General features: G+C 58.7%; 15 protein-coding genes. 11 read left to right on the top strand and 4 right to left on the bottom strand.

All coding sequences use genetic code 11. The features are described 5' to 3' along the window. Window positions 1-312 precede the first annotated feature (312 nt). Complete coding sequence (locus tag LAO21_02505) at window positions 313-1482, top strand: aminotransferase class I/II-fold pyridoxal phosphate-dependent enzyme (protein ID MBZ5551563.1); 1170 nt, start codon at window positions 313-315, stop codon at window positions 1480-1482. A 64-nt stretch (window positions 1483-1546) separates the two neighbouring features. Here LAO21_02505 and LAO21_02500 read toward each other — a convergent pair whose 3' ends face one another. Beyond that, a complete protein-coding gene (locus tag LAO21_02500; protein MBZ5551562.1) occupies window positions 1547-2530 on the bottom strand; it encodes an MBL fold metallo-hydrolase in 984 nt (327 codons plus the stop codon). Window positions 2531-2891: 361 nt separating this feature from the next. On the opposite strand from LAO21_02500, the gene LAO21_02495 reads away from it, so the two are divergent. From LAO21_02495 to LAO21_02480, 4 genes are read left to right on the top strand one after another with little or no spacing between them, the layout of a single operon-like run. Further along, window positions 2892-3278: a DUF2089 domain-containing protein gene (locus tag LAO21_02495; protein ID MBZ5551561.1), complete on the top strand. Its 387-nt coding sequence runs from the start codon at window positions 2892-2894 to the stop codon at window positions 3276-3278. Next, the gene (locus tag LAO21_02490; GenBank protein ID MBZ5551560.1) at window positions 3275-3535 is read left to right on the top strand and encodes a hypothetical protein; all 261 of its coding nucleotides are present in this window, start codon (window positions 3275-3277) and stop codon (window positions 3533-3535) included. Before LAO21_02495 ends, LAO21_02490 begins: the two co-directional genes overlap by 4 nt. A gap of 9 nt (window positions 3536-3544) precedes the next feature. Beyond that, entirely contained in the window at window positions 3545-3985 is a 441-nt protein-coding gene (locus LAO21_02485; protein ID MBZ5551559.1) for a hypothetical protein, read from the top strand. Between the two features lie 33 nt (window positions 3986-4018). Beyond that, window positions 4019-4537, top strand: coding sequence for a hypothetical protein (locus LAO21_02480; protein MBZ5551558.1), 519 nt, complete (start codon window positions 4019-4021; stop codon window positions 4535-4537). A gap of 259 nt (window positions 4538-4796) precedes the next feature. Here the strand turns inward: LAO21_02480 and LAO21_02475 are convergent, their stop codons facing one another. Then, on the bottom strand, window positions 4797-5690 hold the full coding sequence (locus LAO21_02475; protein MBZ5551557.1) for a M23 family metallopeptidase: 894 nt from the start codon (window positions 5688-5690) through the stop codon (window positions 4797-4799). A gap of 361 nt (window positions 5691-6051) precedes the next feature. On the opposite strand from LAO21_02475, the gene LAO21_02470 reads away from it, so the two are divergent. After that, complete coding sequence (locus LAO21_02470; protein ID MBZ5551556.1) at window positions 6052-6561, top strand: transposase; 510 nt, start codon at window positions 6052-6054, stop codon at window positions 6559-6561. Window positions 6562-7493: 932 nt separating this feature from the next. Here the strand turns inward: LAO21_02470 and LAO21_02465 are convergent. Then, window positions 7494-8432: a DJ-1/PfpI family protein gene (locus tag LAO21_02465; GenBank protein ID MBZ5551555.1), complete on the bottom strand. Its 939-nt coding sequence runs from the start codon at window positions 8430-8432 to the stop codon at window positions 7494-7496. Between the two features lie 430 nt (window positions 8433-8862). On the opposite strand from LAO21_02465, the gene LAO21_02460 reads away from it, so the two are divergent. The 5 genes from LAO21_02460 (at window position 8863) to LAO21_02440 (ending at window position 13531) form a co-directional block, all read left to right on the top strand. Next, complete coding sequence (locus LAO21_02460) at window positions 8863-9267, top strand: hypothetical protein (GenBank protein ID MBZ5551554.1); 405 nt, start codon at window positions 8863-8865, stop codon at window positions 9265-9267. A 228-nt stretch (window positions 9268-9495) separates the two neighbouring features. After that, a complete protein-coding gene (locus LAO21_02455) occupies window positions 9496-10776 on the top strand; it encodes a DEAD/DEAH box helicase (GenBank protein MBZ5551553.1) in 1281 nt (426 codons plus the stop codon). Window positions 10777-11150: 374 nt separating this feature from the next. After that, window positions 11151-12851 (top strand): RNA polymerase sigma factor RpoD, encoded by a 1701-nt coding sequence (gene rpoD / locus LAO21_02450; GenBank protein MBZ5551552.1) that lies wholly within the window; start codon window positions 11151-11153, stop codon window positions 12849-12851. Window positions 12852-12928: 77 nt separating this feature from the next. Next, on the top strand, window positions 12929-13276 hold the full coding sequence (locus tag LAO21_02445; GenBank protein MBZ5551551.1) for an RNA-binding protein: 348 nt from the start codon (window positions 12929-12931) through the stop codon (window positions 13274-13276). A 57-nt stretch (window positions 13277-13333) separates the two neighbouring features. Next, entirely contained in the window at window positions 13334-13531 is a 198-nt protein-coding gene (locus LAO21_02440; protein ID MBZ5551550.1) for a hypothetical protein, read from the top strand. A gap of 384 nt (window positions 13532-13915) precedes the next feature. On the opposite strand, the gene LAO21_02435 is transcribed toward LAO21_02440, so the two are convergent. Beyond that, complete coding sequence (locus LAO21_02435; GenBank protein MBZ5551549.1) at window positions 13916-14755, bottom strand: hypothetical protein; 840 nt, start codon at window positions 14753-14755, stop codon at window positions 13916-13918. Window positions 14756-15266 lie beyond the last annotated feature (511 nt).

Genomic DNA, 15266 nt, shown 5'->3' with positions numbered 1-15266 from the left:
GGGTTTAAACTCTTCGGGCTGTTGGTCAAATCCGAAAGCGCCCGTCGATCCCGCACCTGTGGGAGGACCTACAACATGACCGCATAATTCTGCGTCGTAGGCCGCCCCGATCCGTCGGGGGTGACCGCGCTAATTGATTTGGGCAACGGCCCGTCTTGATCTCAAGAGACTCAGGCGGACTGGTCAGGGCGAGGCAAACGTCGTCATGCCGATTCAGTCATCTATTTCGATGATCTACAGGTGACCATCAAGTAAGAAACGGGAGAGCCGCGCCATTCTCGTGACTGCTCGTCACAAGGAGGACACATCACCATGTCATATTATCTGAGCAGCAAGCTTCCACCCTACGTGTTCGAGCAGATCAACCGCCTGAAAGCCGACGCGCGGTCCCGGGGCGTTGACATTGTGGATCTGGGAATGGGGAACCCCGACCTGGCGACGCCCGAGCCGATTGTGGAAAAACTCGTTGAAGCGGTCCGCAACCCCCGGAATCACCGCTATTCGGTTTCGCGGGGCATTGCCGGCTTGAGGTTGGCGCTTGCGGAGCGATACGAGCGAATGTGGGGAGTCAAGCTCGATCCGGAACGGGAAGTGGTGGCTACCATCGGCGCCAAGGAAGGCATCTCGCACCTGGTCCTGACACTGCTTGCTCCCAACGACCGGGCCCTGGTACCGGAGCCCTGTTATCCCATTCATGCGTTTTCGGTGGTCATTGCAGGAGGCCGGCTGGAGCGGGTGCCGTGGACGTCGGCGGACCAGTTGTTGGAGAAGCTGCGCGCGGCCGTGAAGGTGGATCCTCCCCGGCTTGTGCTTCTCTCTTTCCCTCACAATCCGACCGGGGTCTGCGTGGACAAGCCGTTTTTTGAAGAGGTGGTGGGCCTCGCGCTTGAGCACGGGTTTTCGATCATCCACGATTTTGCTTACGCCGACCTGTGCTTCGAGAATCCCCGGCCCCCCAGTATCCTGCAAGTGGAGCGAAGCCGCGAGGTGGCCGTCGAAATTTATTCACTTTCGAAAAGCTACAGCATGGCAGGCTGGCGAGTCGGTTTCTGTGTGGGGAATCCGGAAATGGTCGGGGCGCTGGCGCGCCTGAAAAGCTACATGGATTACGGCATCTTTCAGCCCATCCAGATCGCTGCGACCGTGGCGTTGCGGAAGTGCGAAGGGCATGTGGAACTCATCCGCGAAGAGTATCGCCGGCGGCGCGACGTGCTGGTGAAACTGCTGAACGAGGCAGGATGGCCGGTGGAGAGGCCGGCCGGTTCCATGTTTCTGTGGGCGGCCATCCCCGAACCGTTCAAGGCGCTGGGCTCCCTGGAATTTGCGAAGGTGCTGCTCGAGCGGGCCCAGGTCGCCGTCTCACCGGGCATCGGTTTCGGGGAGAGCGGCGACGGACACGTTCGGTTCGCCCTGGTGGAGAATGAAGAAAGAATCCGCCAAGCGGCAAGAGGCATTAAGGGTTTCTTGAAGACAGGTATTTGAACAAGGTGAGAGGGCCTTCGAACGAGTTCCATCGATCCTCATCCGTTGACCTCTTGCCATTCCGTCACGGGGCGTTGCCTCGTGTCGTTCCGGGCAACCGCTTCTTGCCGGTGAGCTCTTCGCCGGTCTGGAGAATGTTTGTCTTCGAAAAGTTCGTGAAGAAACCCCACTCCCCATACTTCTCTTTCAATCCCGGCAACACGGCATCGACCAGCCCATCCCCCGACTTGCCTGCGGCTTGGGCCTTCGCGACGGAGTCTCGCAACGTCATCAAGTAAGTGCGGAACACGCCCACATCGGCCGTCTCTGCCACCTCTCCATGCCCCGGTACGAAGGTTGATCCTTCATAATCCTTGGTAAGGCGGGCAAGCGTCTCTATCCACAACCCGGTGGAGGCATCGATCAGATTCGGGAGATGTGTCTTCCACAACAGGTCGCCACAAAACACCATTCCTCCATGCGAAGGGTCCTTCGGCACGACGACGATGGAATCCCCTCCGGTGTGCCCCGGAAAATAGCGAACCACCAGTCGCCTGGAGCCGAGAAACAGTTCAATGCCATCGTCGTAAACAATGGTCGGCAGCGCAATTGCTTCGACCATCGCCTTCTGCTCCGGTTTCGGGTTCGGCCCGAAAAACTTCAAGTTCTCGGTTCGCGCCCAGGTCCGTACGTTGCGGTGCGCCACGATCACTGCGCCCTCCGCCGCAAAGACCGCGTTCCCGCCGGTGTGGTCGAGATGATAGTGCGTGTTCACGACAAACCGCACCGGCAGCTTCGTGACCTTCCGGATCTCTGCCAGCAGTTCTCGCGCCGCGTCCGTGGTCGTCAGGGTGTCAATCACCGCGACGCCATCATCCCCCACAACAAATCCGGTGTTTCCGTCGCGGGCGGCAATCACCGCATATACCCCATCACCAATGGGGTGCACGGTGAACCGCGCCGGTTTTGCCTGCTCCTGCGGAGCGGCCCCGACAGCATGAGCCGCACACAGGAACGACAACAGGATCACAACAACAATCAGAAATGGATATCGAGTTCTTGGTGGCATCCGAACATTCTAGCATGTGCACTAAATGTGCGGGTGCGTTCTTTGACCGCGGGGCGACCAAAGCATCGAGGTGAGGAAGGGTTTGGTAGCCTCCCCGCGATTTTTGCGGGGGGGGCTTTTGCGCGCGAGATGCAAAAACCATGTTCCTTAGCGCGTGGAGGGCACAAGCCCCCGCCGACAGAGAGCGCCGGCGGGGCCACCAGAGTATGGCGGTGAGGAAGGGTTTGGCCGGCTTAAACATCCAAAAAACAATAACATAATTAATTTTATTAATAATATTTAAATTTTATATTGACAATATTAATAAAAATGATTTATAAATTAACTATATTAAATAAATAGAAGGTTGGTTGTTAAGTTTATGGCGATCGAGAATAATGGATGTAAGGATTGGCAGGAACTGACGCGCTTGACGCAAGGTGGGCCGATTGTCGTCGAGCGGGTCCGCATGACAGAGAAAGACATTGTCATCGAGGGGTGTTTTGAGCTCCCCGAAATGGCACGGTTGAATCTGGAAGACCAGGTCTTCATCACCGCCTTCGTCCGCTGTCATGGATCCATCAAGGAGATGGAGCGTATTTTCGGGGTCAGTTACCCCACCATTAAGTCCCGGCTCAACCGGATCGCAGAGAAGCTTCATTTCGTCGACACCAATCCCACCCCGTCGCGGGCTGAGGTTTTGGATCGACTGCAGCGCGGCGAGATCACCGCACAGGATGCCATCCGGAAGTTAGAGGAGGTGAAATGATCTTCCAAATCGCCACCATCGACATTCGCCATGAACGCGGCAGCGTCTTCCGTCTCCGGATCCCGCTGCTGCTGGTGTGGCTTCTGCTTTTGCCGGTCGCGCTCCTGCTCTTACCGGTGATTCTGATCGCCTGCCTGGTTCAGTGGGTGAATCCTTTCCGGCCACTCACGGCCTTCGTGCGGATCCTCGCTGCCTTGAAGGGAACGCACGTCGAGGTCGGAGAGGGCGAACACTCCGTTTTAATCGACATTTCTTAGGAGGACATCATGAATGAAAACCGCTTGAAGATCCTGCAAATGCTTTCCGCGGGCCAGATCACCGCCGATGAGGCGGAACGGCTGATTGCAGCCCTGGAAAAAGAGCCGCCCGTCTCTCCACCGCCCATCGGTTTCGACACCAACCCGAAGGCGAAACCCAAGTACCTCCGTGTTGTGGTGGAGCCGGAAAAAGAAGGCCAGGGCGGCGCCCGAGGTCCCAAGGTGAACATCCGCGTGCCCGTCCAGTTGCTCCGGGCGGGAGTGAAACTGGGAAGCCTGATCCCGGACCAGGCCCGGATCCACGTCAACGAGGCCCTGCACGGGCATGGCATGAACTTTGATTTGACCCAGATCAAGCCCGAGAATCTCGAGGAACTGATCGACCACCTCAACGACCTCACCATCGATGTCGATGACAAGGACATCAAGGTGCGGGTCTTTTGTGAGTAGACGTAAAAGCAGTTGTCAGTTCTCGGTTGCCAGTTGCCAGAGGGAATAACCGGAAGCCGGAAGCCAGAAGCCGGAAGCTGGAAGCTGGAAGCCGGAAGCCAGAAGCCGGAAGCCGGAAGCCGGAAGCCGGAAGCCGGAAGCCGGAAGCTGGAAGCTGGAAGCCAGAAGCCGGAAGCCAGAAGCCGGAAGCCGGAAGCCGGAAGCCAGAAGCCGGAAGCCGGAAGCCGGAAGCTGGAAGCTGGAAGCCAGAAGCTGGAAGCTGGAAGCTGGAAGCTGGAAGCTGGAAGCCGGAAGCCAGAAGCCAGAAGCCAGAAGCCAGAAGCCAGAAGCCGGAAGCCGGAAGCCGGAAGCCGGAAGCCGGAAGCTGGAAGCCAGAAGCCAGAAGCCAGAAGCCAGAAGCCAGAAGCCAGAAGCCAGAAGCCGGAAGCAAGAAGCCGGAAGCAAGAAGCCAGAAGCCAGAAGCCAGAAGCCGGAAGCAAGAGACCGGAAGTCAGACCTGAAAAGGGTAGAATTGTGGACCTTGAACTTGGAACCTTGAACTTTGGACTTTGAACTTTGAACTTTGAACTTTGAACTTTGAACTTTGAACTTTGAACTTTGGACTTTGGACTTTGGACTTTGAACTTTGAACTTTGGACTTTGAACTTTGGACTTTGAACTTTGGACTTTGAACCTTGAACTTTGAACTTTGGACTTTGGACTTTGAACTTTGAACCTTGAACCTTGAACCTTGAACTTTGGACTTTGAACTTTGGACTTTGAACTTTGGACTTTGAACTTTGGACTTTGGACTTTGGACTTTGGACTGGTTTTATTTCAGCTCCGGCAATGTTAACCGCAACAGGCTGGCGGGATTGAGGTACGCACCCTCCCATCGCACTGCCAGATGAAGGTGCGGGCCGGTGACGCGTCCGGTCGCGCCGCTCAGACCGATTTGCTGACCCTTCTTCACGCCTTCTCCCTCGCCCACTTCAATCTTGGACAGGTGCATATAGAGCGTCATGACGTGCTGGCCGTGATCGATGACCACGCAGTTGCCTTCGTAGAACAGCTCGCGCGCCAGCACCACCTCGCCCGAATTCGCCGCGTGAACGGGCGTACCCTTTCTGGCACGATAGTCCAGCCCGCGATGAATGCTGGCCAGCTGGCCGTTGAACGTCCGGCGTGTTCCAAACCCTTCGGACAAGGTGGACTTCAGCGGGGCCACAAAGCTGCCCGACCATTCCGGCGCCAGTGTGGTGTGAGCGAATGCCTGCTTTTTGATTTCCCGGTCGGCCTCGATCCGCCGCAGCGTCTCGGGATCCGGCTGCACGAACTTCTCCGGCACGCGGAGCCTGACCGTCCTGTAAGGGGAGGGCAAAACCCGTATGGAATGAACTGAGCGGAGCACCCCGCCATCGGGCAGGGTGGCTTCCAGGGTGAGATCGTACTCGCCCGGTTTGGCTTCAACGTCGACCCCGGCCAGCCCCTGCCACGTGCGGCGCCCGCCCCGCTGGAAGAATTCAACGTCACGGTCCATCCACTTGGCGTGAAGCGCCGACGCCTCGCCGGCGAGTTCGACCGTAAACAAACAGGCCGAGCCGCTTTGCAGTCGTGCCGGCTTCCACACCACACTCTTGAACCCGGCCGTCTCTCCGGCCATCGTCGTTGAGACGGCTGCCAGGGTAAGTACGACCGCGAGAAGATTGTAGCGAGACCGCATCATTCCGTGGGGCGCCGCCCGTTCCGGTCGATCGGAGAGTGTGATGATGGATCGGGTTGTCCGCGCTTTTAGCGTGAACACACATCAACAATGGCGACAGATTTCATAATCGCATAGACACGTCCAGGATGGAAAACATTTTCGGTGTGGAAAGGTTTGGTAGCCTCCCCGCGGTTTCATGCGGGGGGGGCATTTGCGAACGGAATGCACAGAATCAGCGGTTGTGCCCGGGTTGAGGGGAAGAGCCCCCGCCGGCAAAGAGCGCCGGCGAGGCGACCAAAGCATTGCAATGAGCAGGCGAATTCTGTCACAATTCCCGCGCTGACCCCCAATCCTTTAACCCTACCCCCGCAGAGGCCTCTTCATGACGAATCTTAGGCGTTTGCGTTTGACAGATCGTATCTTCTTCATCACATCCAACCTCCTTCGACATCACCGTTTCATGGGTCCCTCCGAATTTGGGATTCTCATTGAGGTGTTCGAAGAGACTCGTCGAGAGTTGGGATTTGCATTGTGCGGATATGTTTTTATGCCGGATCATTGGCACGCCCTGATCTGGCCGCGCGCTCCGCTCACCATTTCGCAGGTTTTGGACCGGGTGAAATCAGAATCCTCCAGCAGAATAGGTGAATATCGAGGAATGGAAGGTCATTTCTGGCAACATCGATTCTGGGACCGATTTGTGAGGAACAAACGCGAGTTCAATGAACGGTTGGAGTACATGCACCACAATCCGGTTCGAAAAGGATTGGTAGCATCCCCCGAATTGTGGCACTGGTCGAGCTACAACAATTTCTCGTTGGATCGCTCGGTCGTAACAGCCTGTCCCATTCAGATCGATTATGTGAATTTGTCAGATGACTATCGCGGCTGAGTTGGTTTGATCGCCCCGTCCCGCATGACGGGATGTGGAGATTTTGTCGCGATGGGGAAAGGTTTGGTAGCCTCCCCGCGGTTTCATGCGGGGGGGGCATTTGCGAACGGGATGCAGAGAACCAGGTTCACTGGCACACGGGTAAAGAAGAGCCCCCGCCGGCAAAGAGCGCCGGCGAGGCTACCAAGGCATGGCGATGGGGAAAGGTTTGGTAGCCTCCCCGCGGTTTCATGCGGGGGGGGCTTTTGCGGGCGGGATGCAGAGAACCAGGTTCACTGCACACGGGTGAAGAAGAGCCCCCGCCGGCAAAGAGCGCCGGCGAGGCTACCAAAGCATGGCGATGGGGAAAGGTTTGGTAGCCTCCCCGCGGTTTCATGCGGGGGGGGCATTTGCGAACAGGATGCAGAGAACCAGGTTCACTGGCACACGGGTAAAGAAGAGCCCCCGCCGGCAAAGAGCGCCGGCGAGGCGACCAAGGCATGGCGGCGGGGAGAGGTTTGGTAGCCTCCCCGCGGTTTCATGCGGGGGGGCATTTGCGAACAGGATGCAGAGAACCAGGTTCACTGGCACACGGGTGAAGAAGAGCCCCCGCCGGCAAAAAACGCCGGGGGGGCGACCAAGGCATGGCGATGGAGAAAGGTTTGGTAGCCTCCCCGCGGTTTCATGCGGGGGGGGGCTTTTGCGGGCGGGATGCAGAGAACTAGGTTCAATGGCACACGGGTGAAGAAGAGCCCCCGCCGGCAAAGAGCGCCGGCGAGGCTACCAAAGCAAGGCGATGGAGAAAGGTTTGGTAGCCTCCCCGCGGTTTCATGCGGGGGGGCTTTTGCGGGCGGGATGCAGAGAACCAGGTTCACTGGCACACGGGTGAAGAAGAGCCCCCGCCGGCAAAAAACGCCGGCGAGGCGACCAAGGCATGGCAGATTTCGCTTGTTTCAGATCCACTTTTCCGGCGCCGCATCGAATCGTGCCTTGTGTGCGGGCATACAAAAGTAATAATTCTTCTCTTTGTACACAGACTTCAAAGCAGACCCCGGATCCACATCCATCCCGCACACGGGACACAGAGGATGCTCGTCCGTTGAGATGAGTGCCTTAGCATAAACCTCGTTCGAATCCGGGTTCAACCAACCTTGGCCCTGGTATTCCATCTGGTAGGCCGTGGCCTGGGCCACCTCGCGGCCGAAATAGCGCTCAACCACGCGGAGGGCAAGATCAATGCCGGAGGACAATCCACCCGCAGTGGCGAGATTGCCGTCTTCAACGAACCGGGCTCCACGCTTGAGGTGGATATCCGGAAAATCCATTGCGAATACTTTGTACGAAGCGTGATGGGTGGTTGCGGACTTGCCCGACAACAGGCCGGTGGCGGCCAGTTGAATCGCACCGGTGCACACCGACATGGTGACGTCGGTGGTTTTTGTCACCTTCCGAATCCACTCCATCATGGCTTCGCCTTTCCCGCTTTGAGCAGGGATGACAAGCACCTTGGGAGCGGGGGCGGTTTCAAAGGTGTAGTCAGGGACGATTTGCATCCCGCCGCTGGCGTGGATAGGCTTCGTCGTTTCGGCAACGGTGTAGAGTTCGAACGGCATGGCCATCGCCGGTCCGGGGAGCATGGCATCCTGGAAGACTTCCCACGGCCCGCAGAAGTCGATGACCACGGCGCCCTCTGAAACGAGAAAGGCCACCGGGATACCGCCCTTGGCTGGAGGCTTGAGCGGATTGGGTCGCGCGGTGGGTGTGCCCACATCCGGATTACCCGGCGTTTCCACAGGACCAGACCCCTCGGAAAGCGCGCCAAAAGCTGTCTGGGGAATTGAAGCCATGAAACCTAATGCCGCTGCTCTTTTAAGCAATTCTCTTCTTTTCATCGTGGTTGTCCTTCTTTCACGGGGATGAGCCGGTCGAAACCGGCGGGGTTAACCGTCTGTTGAAGACCCGGGTACGGCTGGGCCTTCAGGGTCTTCAACATCTCGATTTCGCGTTCATTGATGGGCCTCGACTCCTCTGACTTCCATCAAGATGACTTCGCCATGCCTCTCTTTGCCAGTCGGCGACAACCCCGCCTGAAGCGGGGGAGAAGCCAGCGGTCGAGGCGGCTCAGCCATCTCTTCATGTGGATCCATGAAGTTCCTTATATCAGTGCCGATGAATGATTATATCGCCACGCACTATAGCGAGACACGACATAGTGTGTCAAGTGGAAATTAGCTCCCCCCGCGCCGGCGGGGCTACCAGAGCATCGAGGAACGGTTTGGTAGCCCCGCCACGGGGTGTGTGGCGGGGGCATTTGCGAGCCGGATGCAGAGAACGAGGTTTCTGGGCGGCCTGCTGGCACCAGCCCCCGCCGGCAAAGAGCGCCGGCGGGGCTACCAAAGCATGGGGGAACGGTTTGGTAGCCCCGCCACGGGGTGTGTGGCGGGGGCGTTTGTGAGCAGGGTGCAAAGAACGAGGTTTCTGGGCAGCCTGCTGGCACCAGCCCCCGCCGGCAAAAAACGCAGGTGGGGCTACCAGAGCATCGAGGAACGGTTTGGTAGCCCCGCCACGGGGTATGTGGCGGGGGCGTTTGCGCGCAGGATGCAGAGAACGAAGTTTCCGGGCGGCCCGATAGCACCAGCCCCCGCCGGCAAAGAGCGCCGGCGGGGCTACCAAAGCTTGGCATTGAAGAAGGTTTTGAACCTTGAACTGCTTTTCCCAACCCACTAAAACCTATTCCCTAAAGCCTATGACCTATTACCTATAACCTCTCTCCCTGGGCACCTATTCTTTCCACGAGCACTTTTCTACCACTTGTGATATACTGCTTTTGCGCTTAATACCGCGGTTGTGTCGTGCGGTTCTTCTGGTTCCGTTTGTGATCTGAGAACACCCGCCCTCAGTCTCCTCCGTACGTCTTCAGCGTAATCTAAAAAAAGACTGGCAACGCTTGTCGTCATGCCCGCCTGTGAACACATATGCGTGCTGCGAGGGCCCCAGCAAGAAAGCAAAATGCAGAATTTTTCAGAACTTCCGATTTCTTCTTATGTCAAGGAGCGGCTGTCGTCCGCTCATTTCTCGACGCCCACCCCGGTTCAAGCGGCGGTGATCCCGCAAGCCCTTGAAGGCAGCGATGTGATCGCGACCGCGCCCACCGGGACTGGCAAGACCCTGGCGTTCCTGGTTCCGGTGGCCGAAAAACTCCTCCGGCGAAGCAAGCCGGGAATCGTGGCGCTGGTGCTTGTCCCCACGCGCGAACTCGCCATGCAGGTCGTGGATCAGTACCACGCCTTACGGGGTAAACAACTCCCGCCGGCAGCACTGGTCGTCGGCGGCCTATCCGAGATCGAACAACTCAACACGATCCGCAAGGGAGTCGGGATGGTCGTGGCTACCCCGGGGCGGCTGGAAGACCTTCTTGACCGCAAACTCATCCAGTTTCGCGAACTGCAAATCCTCGTCCTGGATGAGGCGGATCGTATGCTGGACATGGGATTTCTTCCCGCGGTTCGCAGGATCGCGGCGGTCCTGCCCAAAGAACGGCAGACGATGTGTTTTTCCGCAACCATGGAAGGCGATATGCCCGACCTCGTGAAAGACTACACCCGGAACCCGGCGCGTCTGGCGTTCGGATCCACCCTGAAGCCTTCGGAGAACGTGCGGCTTCAGGCGATTGAGGTGCCCCTGGACGGCAAGCAGGGAATGCTGCACCACCTGCTCACCCAGGAGAGCGGCCGGTGCCTCGTCTTCTCGCGCACCAAGCGCGGCACGGAGCGAATTGCCAAAAGCCTGAATCGCGAGGGCATCAACGCGGCCATGATCCACGGCGACCGCTCCCAATCGCAGCGTACGGCGGCCCTCGAGGGGTTTCAGCGGGGGCGTTACCGCGTCCTGGTCGCGACCGACCTGGCTTCGCGTGGAATCCACGTTCAGGATATCGCTCATGTCATCAATTATGACCTTCCGGAATGGGCCGAAAACTTCATACACCGGGTCGGGCGCACTGGGCGTGCGGGCAAACAGGGCCTTGCTTCGACCCTCTTCGTTCGGGAGCAGCGTTCGGAGTTGTTTGAATTGGAGCGCACCCTCGGCATTCGAATGGAGAGGATGGAAGTGGATGCTGAGATCTCGGAGCCGAGGAGTGGAATCCGGGGTGGCATGGATCCCCTGCGAGCATCGGCCAGGTCCAGAATGGTCCCCCTTCCAGGAGAAGTTCTCCAGGCGCTGATCGAGGGATAACGCTGCCCACAACCCTGGACAGCATACGGATCCCCCGTCCGAAGACCGCGGCGATTGCTGGCGCGATGGCGGAGCATGTCCGCGAGGTCGCGGCGGGGAGCGGCCCCGTTGCCGACCCTCCGCAGATGTTTATCAACAGCTTTGGACGAGAACCTGTTAGAATAGACTTGAATTCCGTCACAAGACGTACCGTGGCACCCGGGGGGATCGGGATCATCAGTGTCCGAACCTCACCGGGCAGGGAGAAACACAGGGAATCACGGTTGCAATCCGTACAGGGTCTGCCCCGTCGAGGATGCGGGTGCTTTCCCCCGGTAATCGGGCAGCTGTGAGGAAGGCCCGGCCAATTCCGGCAGGGACCAGTGGAGGGATCATTGTCGCTAGCGAACTATGAAAAACACGACCATGTTGAGAATTTCATCAACCCCCCTCAGGAGCGCGGCTATCTGCTCTCTGACGAGGTGAACGACATCCTCCCGCTCGAGGAGCATCCGGTGGAAGAGATCGATACGCTGTTCACCACGCTCGATCGGGACCTCGTTTACGATGACGGTGCGGCGGCGAAGGCGGCGCACGAATTGGCCGAACCCACCGGAATCGATCAGGACGAGGCGGTCCACTCCGAAGAACCCGTCCTCAACCGCGCCACGCACCCGATGGAGAGGTCCGACGATCCGGTCCGCATGTATCTCCGGCACATGAGCGTCGTGCCCCTGTTGACGCGCGAGCGCGAGGTCGCCATTGCCCAGCGCATGGAGCGCGGGCAGCGGCTCGTGCTCAAGACGATCTCCCGCTTCCCGATCGTGCTCAAGGAACTGATGACGATGGGCGCAGAGGTTCGCAAGGGCGCCCGGTCGATCAAGGAAATCATCCGGTTCGACGAGGAAGAGCTGACCGAGGAAAGAATTGAGAACAAGACCCGCCAGACGCTGCGGATCATCGCGAAGATCGGGCAGCTTCACGGGGCGGAGCTCCGGCAAGCGGCCCATCTGAAGAACACCGCAAGATCGAACAAACGCGCGCATCGGCGGGCCCGATACCGGTTGGCGCGGACCCAGGTGGCGATGTCGCTGCTGGTCCGCTCGATCGATTTCAGGGAACGCGAGAAGAAGCGCCTGATTGACATGACGCGGCAATGGGCCGAGCGGGTGCACTCCCTGGAGCGCGAGATCGCCCGGCTGGAACGCCGCGCTGACACGGCTCGCGGCAAGGGCGCCCTCGAAGCGCGCAAGGCTTTGCGATCGTGCCGCTCCGAACTCAGGGCGATCCCGGATTCCATCGAGGTCCAGCCCTCCGTCCTGAAACGTTCTCTCGCCCTGATCCAGCGCGGCGAGGCTGAAGCCGGACAAGCAAAGAAAGATCTCACCGAAGCCAACCTGCGTCTCGTGGTCTCCATCGCCAAGAAGTACACCAACCGCGGACTGCATTTTCTCGACTTGATCCAAGAGGGCAATATGGGCCTCATGAGAGGGGCCGACAAGTTCGACTGGCGTCGCGGGTACAAGTTCTCCACCTACGCCACGTGGTGGATTCGCCAGGCGATTACCCGGGCCATCGCCGACCAGGCGCGCACGATCCGCGTTCCCGTGCACATGATCGAGACGATCAACCAGCAGGTCCGCACCAGCCGGCAACTGACGCAGGAGCTGGGTTGCGAGCCGACTTCAGAGCAGATTGCCGCGCGGATGGAGATCCCTGTGGAGACGGTGCGCCGGACCAAGAAGATTGCGCAGCACCCTGTGTCCTTCGAAACGCCCATTGGCGAGGGCCAGGAGACACACCTGGGTGACTTCGTCGAGGACAAGGGGGCGGTGTCTCCGCTGGAAGCGGCCATCCGGCTCAGCCTGAAGGAGCGCATGGCGTCCATGCTGAAAACGCTCACTCCGCGCGAGGAACGGATCATCAAGATGCGCTTTGGGCTGGAAGATGGCAGCCAGCATACGCTCGAGGAAGTGGGCCAGGTGTTCGCCGTGACTCGCGAACGCATCCGCCAGATCGAAGTCAAGGCGCTCAGAAAACTGCGTCATCCGTCTCGCTCGGGCCAGTTCCGGATCTTTTTGGAAAACGCTTTGTGACCGAAGTCTGAATTCAAGCACCGTCCGATGCTCGAATCCTTCGCGCCTCCGTCACGGTGCATCGTTAAGGAGAGAGAATGAAGAATCTATTTGTAGGGAATATAAGTTTTCAAACCACCGAAAGCGAACTGACCGCCCTGTTCCAGCCCTTCGGGCAGGTCGGCCGCGTTCATGTCGTCACCGATCGGGAGACGGGCCGGGCCCGGGGCTTTGCCTTTGTGGAAATGCCCAATGACGACGAGGCCGTCAAAGCGATCGCCGCGCTGGACGGGAAGGAAGTGGGAGGGCGCAACCTCAAGGTGAACGAAGCACGGCCCAAGACGGAGCGGAGTGGCCCGCGGGTCAGCAGCGGGCACGGCCGGGGCGGATTCTCGACCGAGGATTACAGCGAAGCCGTGCGCCGGCCGCGCGAACCTCGCTGGTAGCCTCAAAGACCCCCGTTGCGGCCACGTCAGCGTCCACAGCCATTTCAAGGAGACCCGATGCCAACTACATTTCAAAAGCGTCAGAAAGAAATGAAGAGACTGGAAAAACAACGAACGAAAGCGGAGCGCCGCGCGCAGAAGAAACTCGCAAAGCGCGTGGAAAACGAGGGTTCGAGAGAAACCGAGACCGCGAGAGACGACGAAACCTCGACCGAAAACGAGCTCATGCCCGTTCAGTCGGCGCCCCAAATCTGAATGGCTCAAGGTATCCGGAAAACTCGAGGAGTCGCCCCTGCGTCGCGTGCCGTAAACTCGACCTCGAATGACGTCGGGTGCCGCGGACTCGCTCAGGAGTATGAGAATCTCAGGATGCGCCTGAGTTCAGGCCCGTCAGGGCCGGAAGATTGTGGCCCCACCCGTCAGGGTGGGGGAAAGCTCGAGAATAGAGCCCCCGCCCCCTGGGGGGCGACAGAAACCGCCTTCCGGTGAAATCCCTTCCATGTTCAGAACAGTCGCGGATTCATACGACATGCCGCGCAAGCATGCAAAGAACGCATGCATGCGGCACCCCATGCAGAAGTCATGACCCCAACAAATCCTCGCTTTGGCTTTACATCTTTGAACTTGGAACTTTGAACTTCATCTCGCTCTTGGCCGCTTAACTTGACTGGCTAGCCCCACAGTTTCCAGCGCGTAGATAAAATACCATCCGATGTCCGTCTGCCACCAGCGAAGCCCCAGCCGTGCAGAACCGGCGTTGGAGTGGTGGTTCTTGTGCCAGTTCTCGCCCCAGGCCGTCAGTTGCAGCGGCCCCAGCCACCAGACATTTCTGCTGGAATCCCCTTCTTCGGAATGACCCAGATGCGTGAGACTGTTCACCAGGCACTGCATGTGCAGCGAATACATCAAACGAATGGCGCCCACCCAGAAGAAGCCCTGCCACCCGAACACCCAACCGGAACATAGAGACAGCAGGAGCACCGGCCCCTCCGCATAAGTCCAAAGCCTGTACGCACCGCGGTCAAGCTCCGGGCACCACTTCTTACGGTCGGCGCGGGCCGATTGGTAGAGCCAGCGCAGGTGCGCCCACCAGAAGCCCCCCTGCTTCGGGCTGGAAATGTCTTCAGGCGTATCAGCGCGATAATGATGCTGGCGGTGGTAGGCCACCCAGCTTGCCGGGGCCCCCGAGCCGTTGCACATAGCGCAGAAAATCAGCAGGTGTTCGACGGCCTTGTTCACCTTCAGGGTGCGGTGGGCGAGCATCCGGTGGTAACACACGGTCGTCCCCAACCCGCCGAGACCCGTGAGAACAAGCGTCAGGGTCAGGACCTTCAGGCTGGGGAGCGGAAACAAGAGAAGCCCGACGATTGCGAGCACATGGATCAGGATCAAATAAGAGAAAACGGCACCCTTGCCTCGGACCGGCTTCCAAAAGGGACGGTCCCATGGCCTTAACTCACAAACGGCAGTCTCACTCATCGTAGCTCCTTGCCCTACACTGCCTCCAGCCGCAATAAAAAAGAGGTTGCAAGTCTGGACTTGCAGCCCCTTAATCTAAACCCAAGGTTATACAAGAACGGCGAATGCAATCCCATTATCCCATAGTTTGATCCTTGGGGATACGGCGCGATCCTTCGTCGAGACCACAAATCCGAATAAGCCTGTAAAGTGGGATTCCGAAAGCCAGCCTCTTCCGGCACATGGCTCGGGTGCCGCAGGCATGCGGTGTGTGCATGCCTGCGCTCACATCAGAAGTTTTGAGACCTTCTCCAAGTGGGATCTAAGGAGAGGAATTTCGGTAACGGGACGGGGCGGAGGATTGATTTGTCTTCCTTCGCAGGCATGCAAAGAACACATGCCCGCGGCACCCCGGATCTTTGCGCCTGTTACCTTGAACTTTGAAGTTGAAACAAGGATTGATTTGTCTTCCTTCGCAGGCATGCAAAGAACGCATGCCCGCGGCACCCCGGGTCTTTGCGCCTGTTACCTT

The organism is Terriglobia bacterium (assembly GCA_020073085.1).
Lineage (GTDB): Bacteria > Acidobacteriota > Terriglobia > JAIQFV01 > JAIQFV01 > JAIQFV01.
Note: the sequence above shows the minus strand (reverse complement) of the source record. Positions and strands in the feature narration are given on the sequence as shown.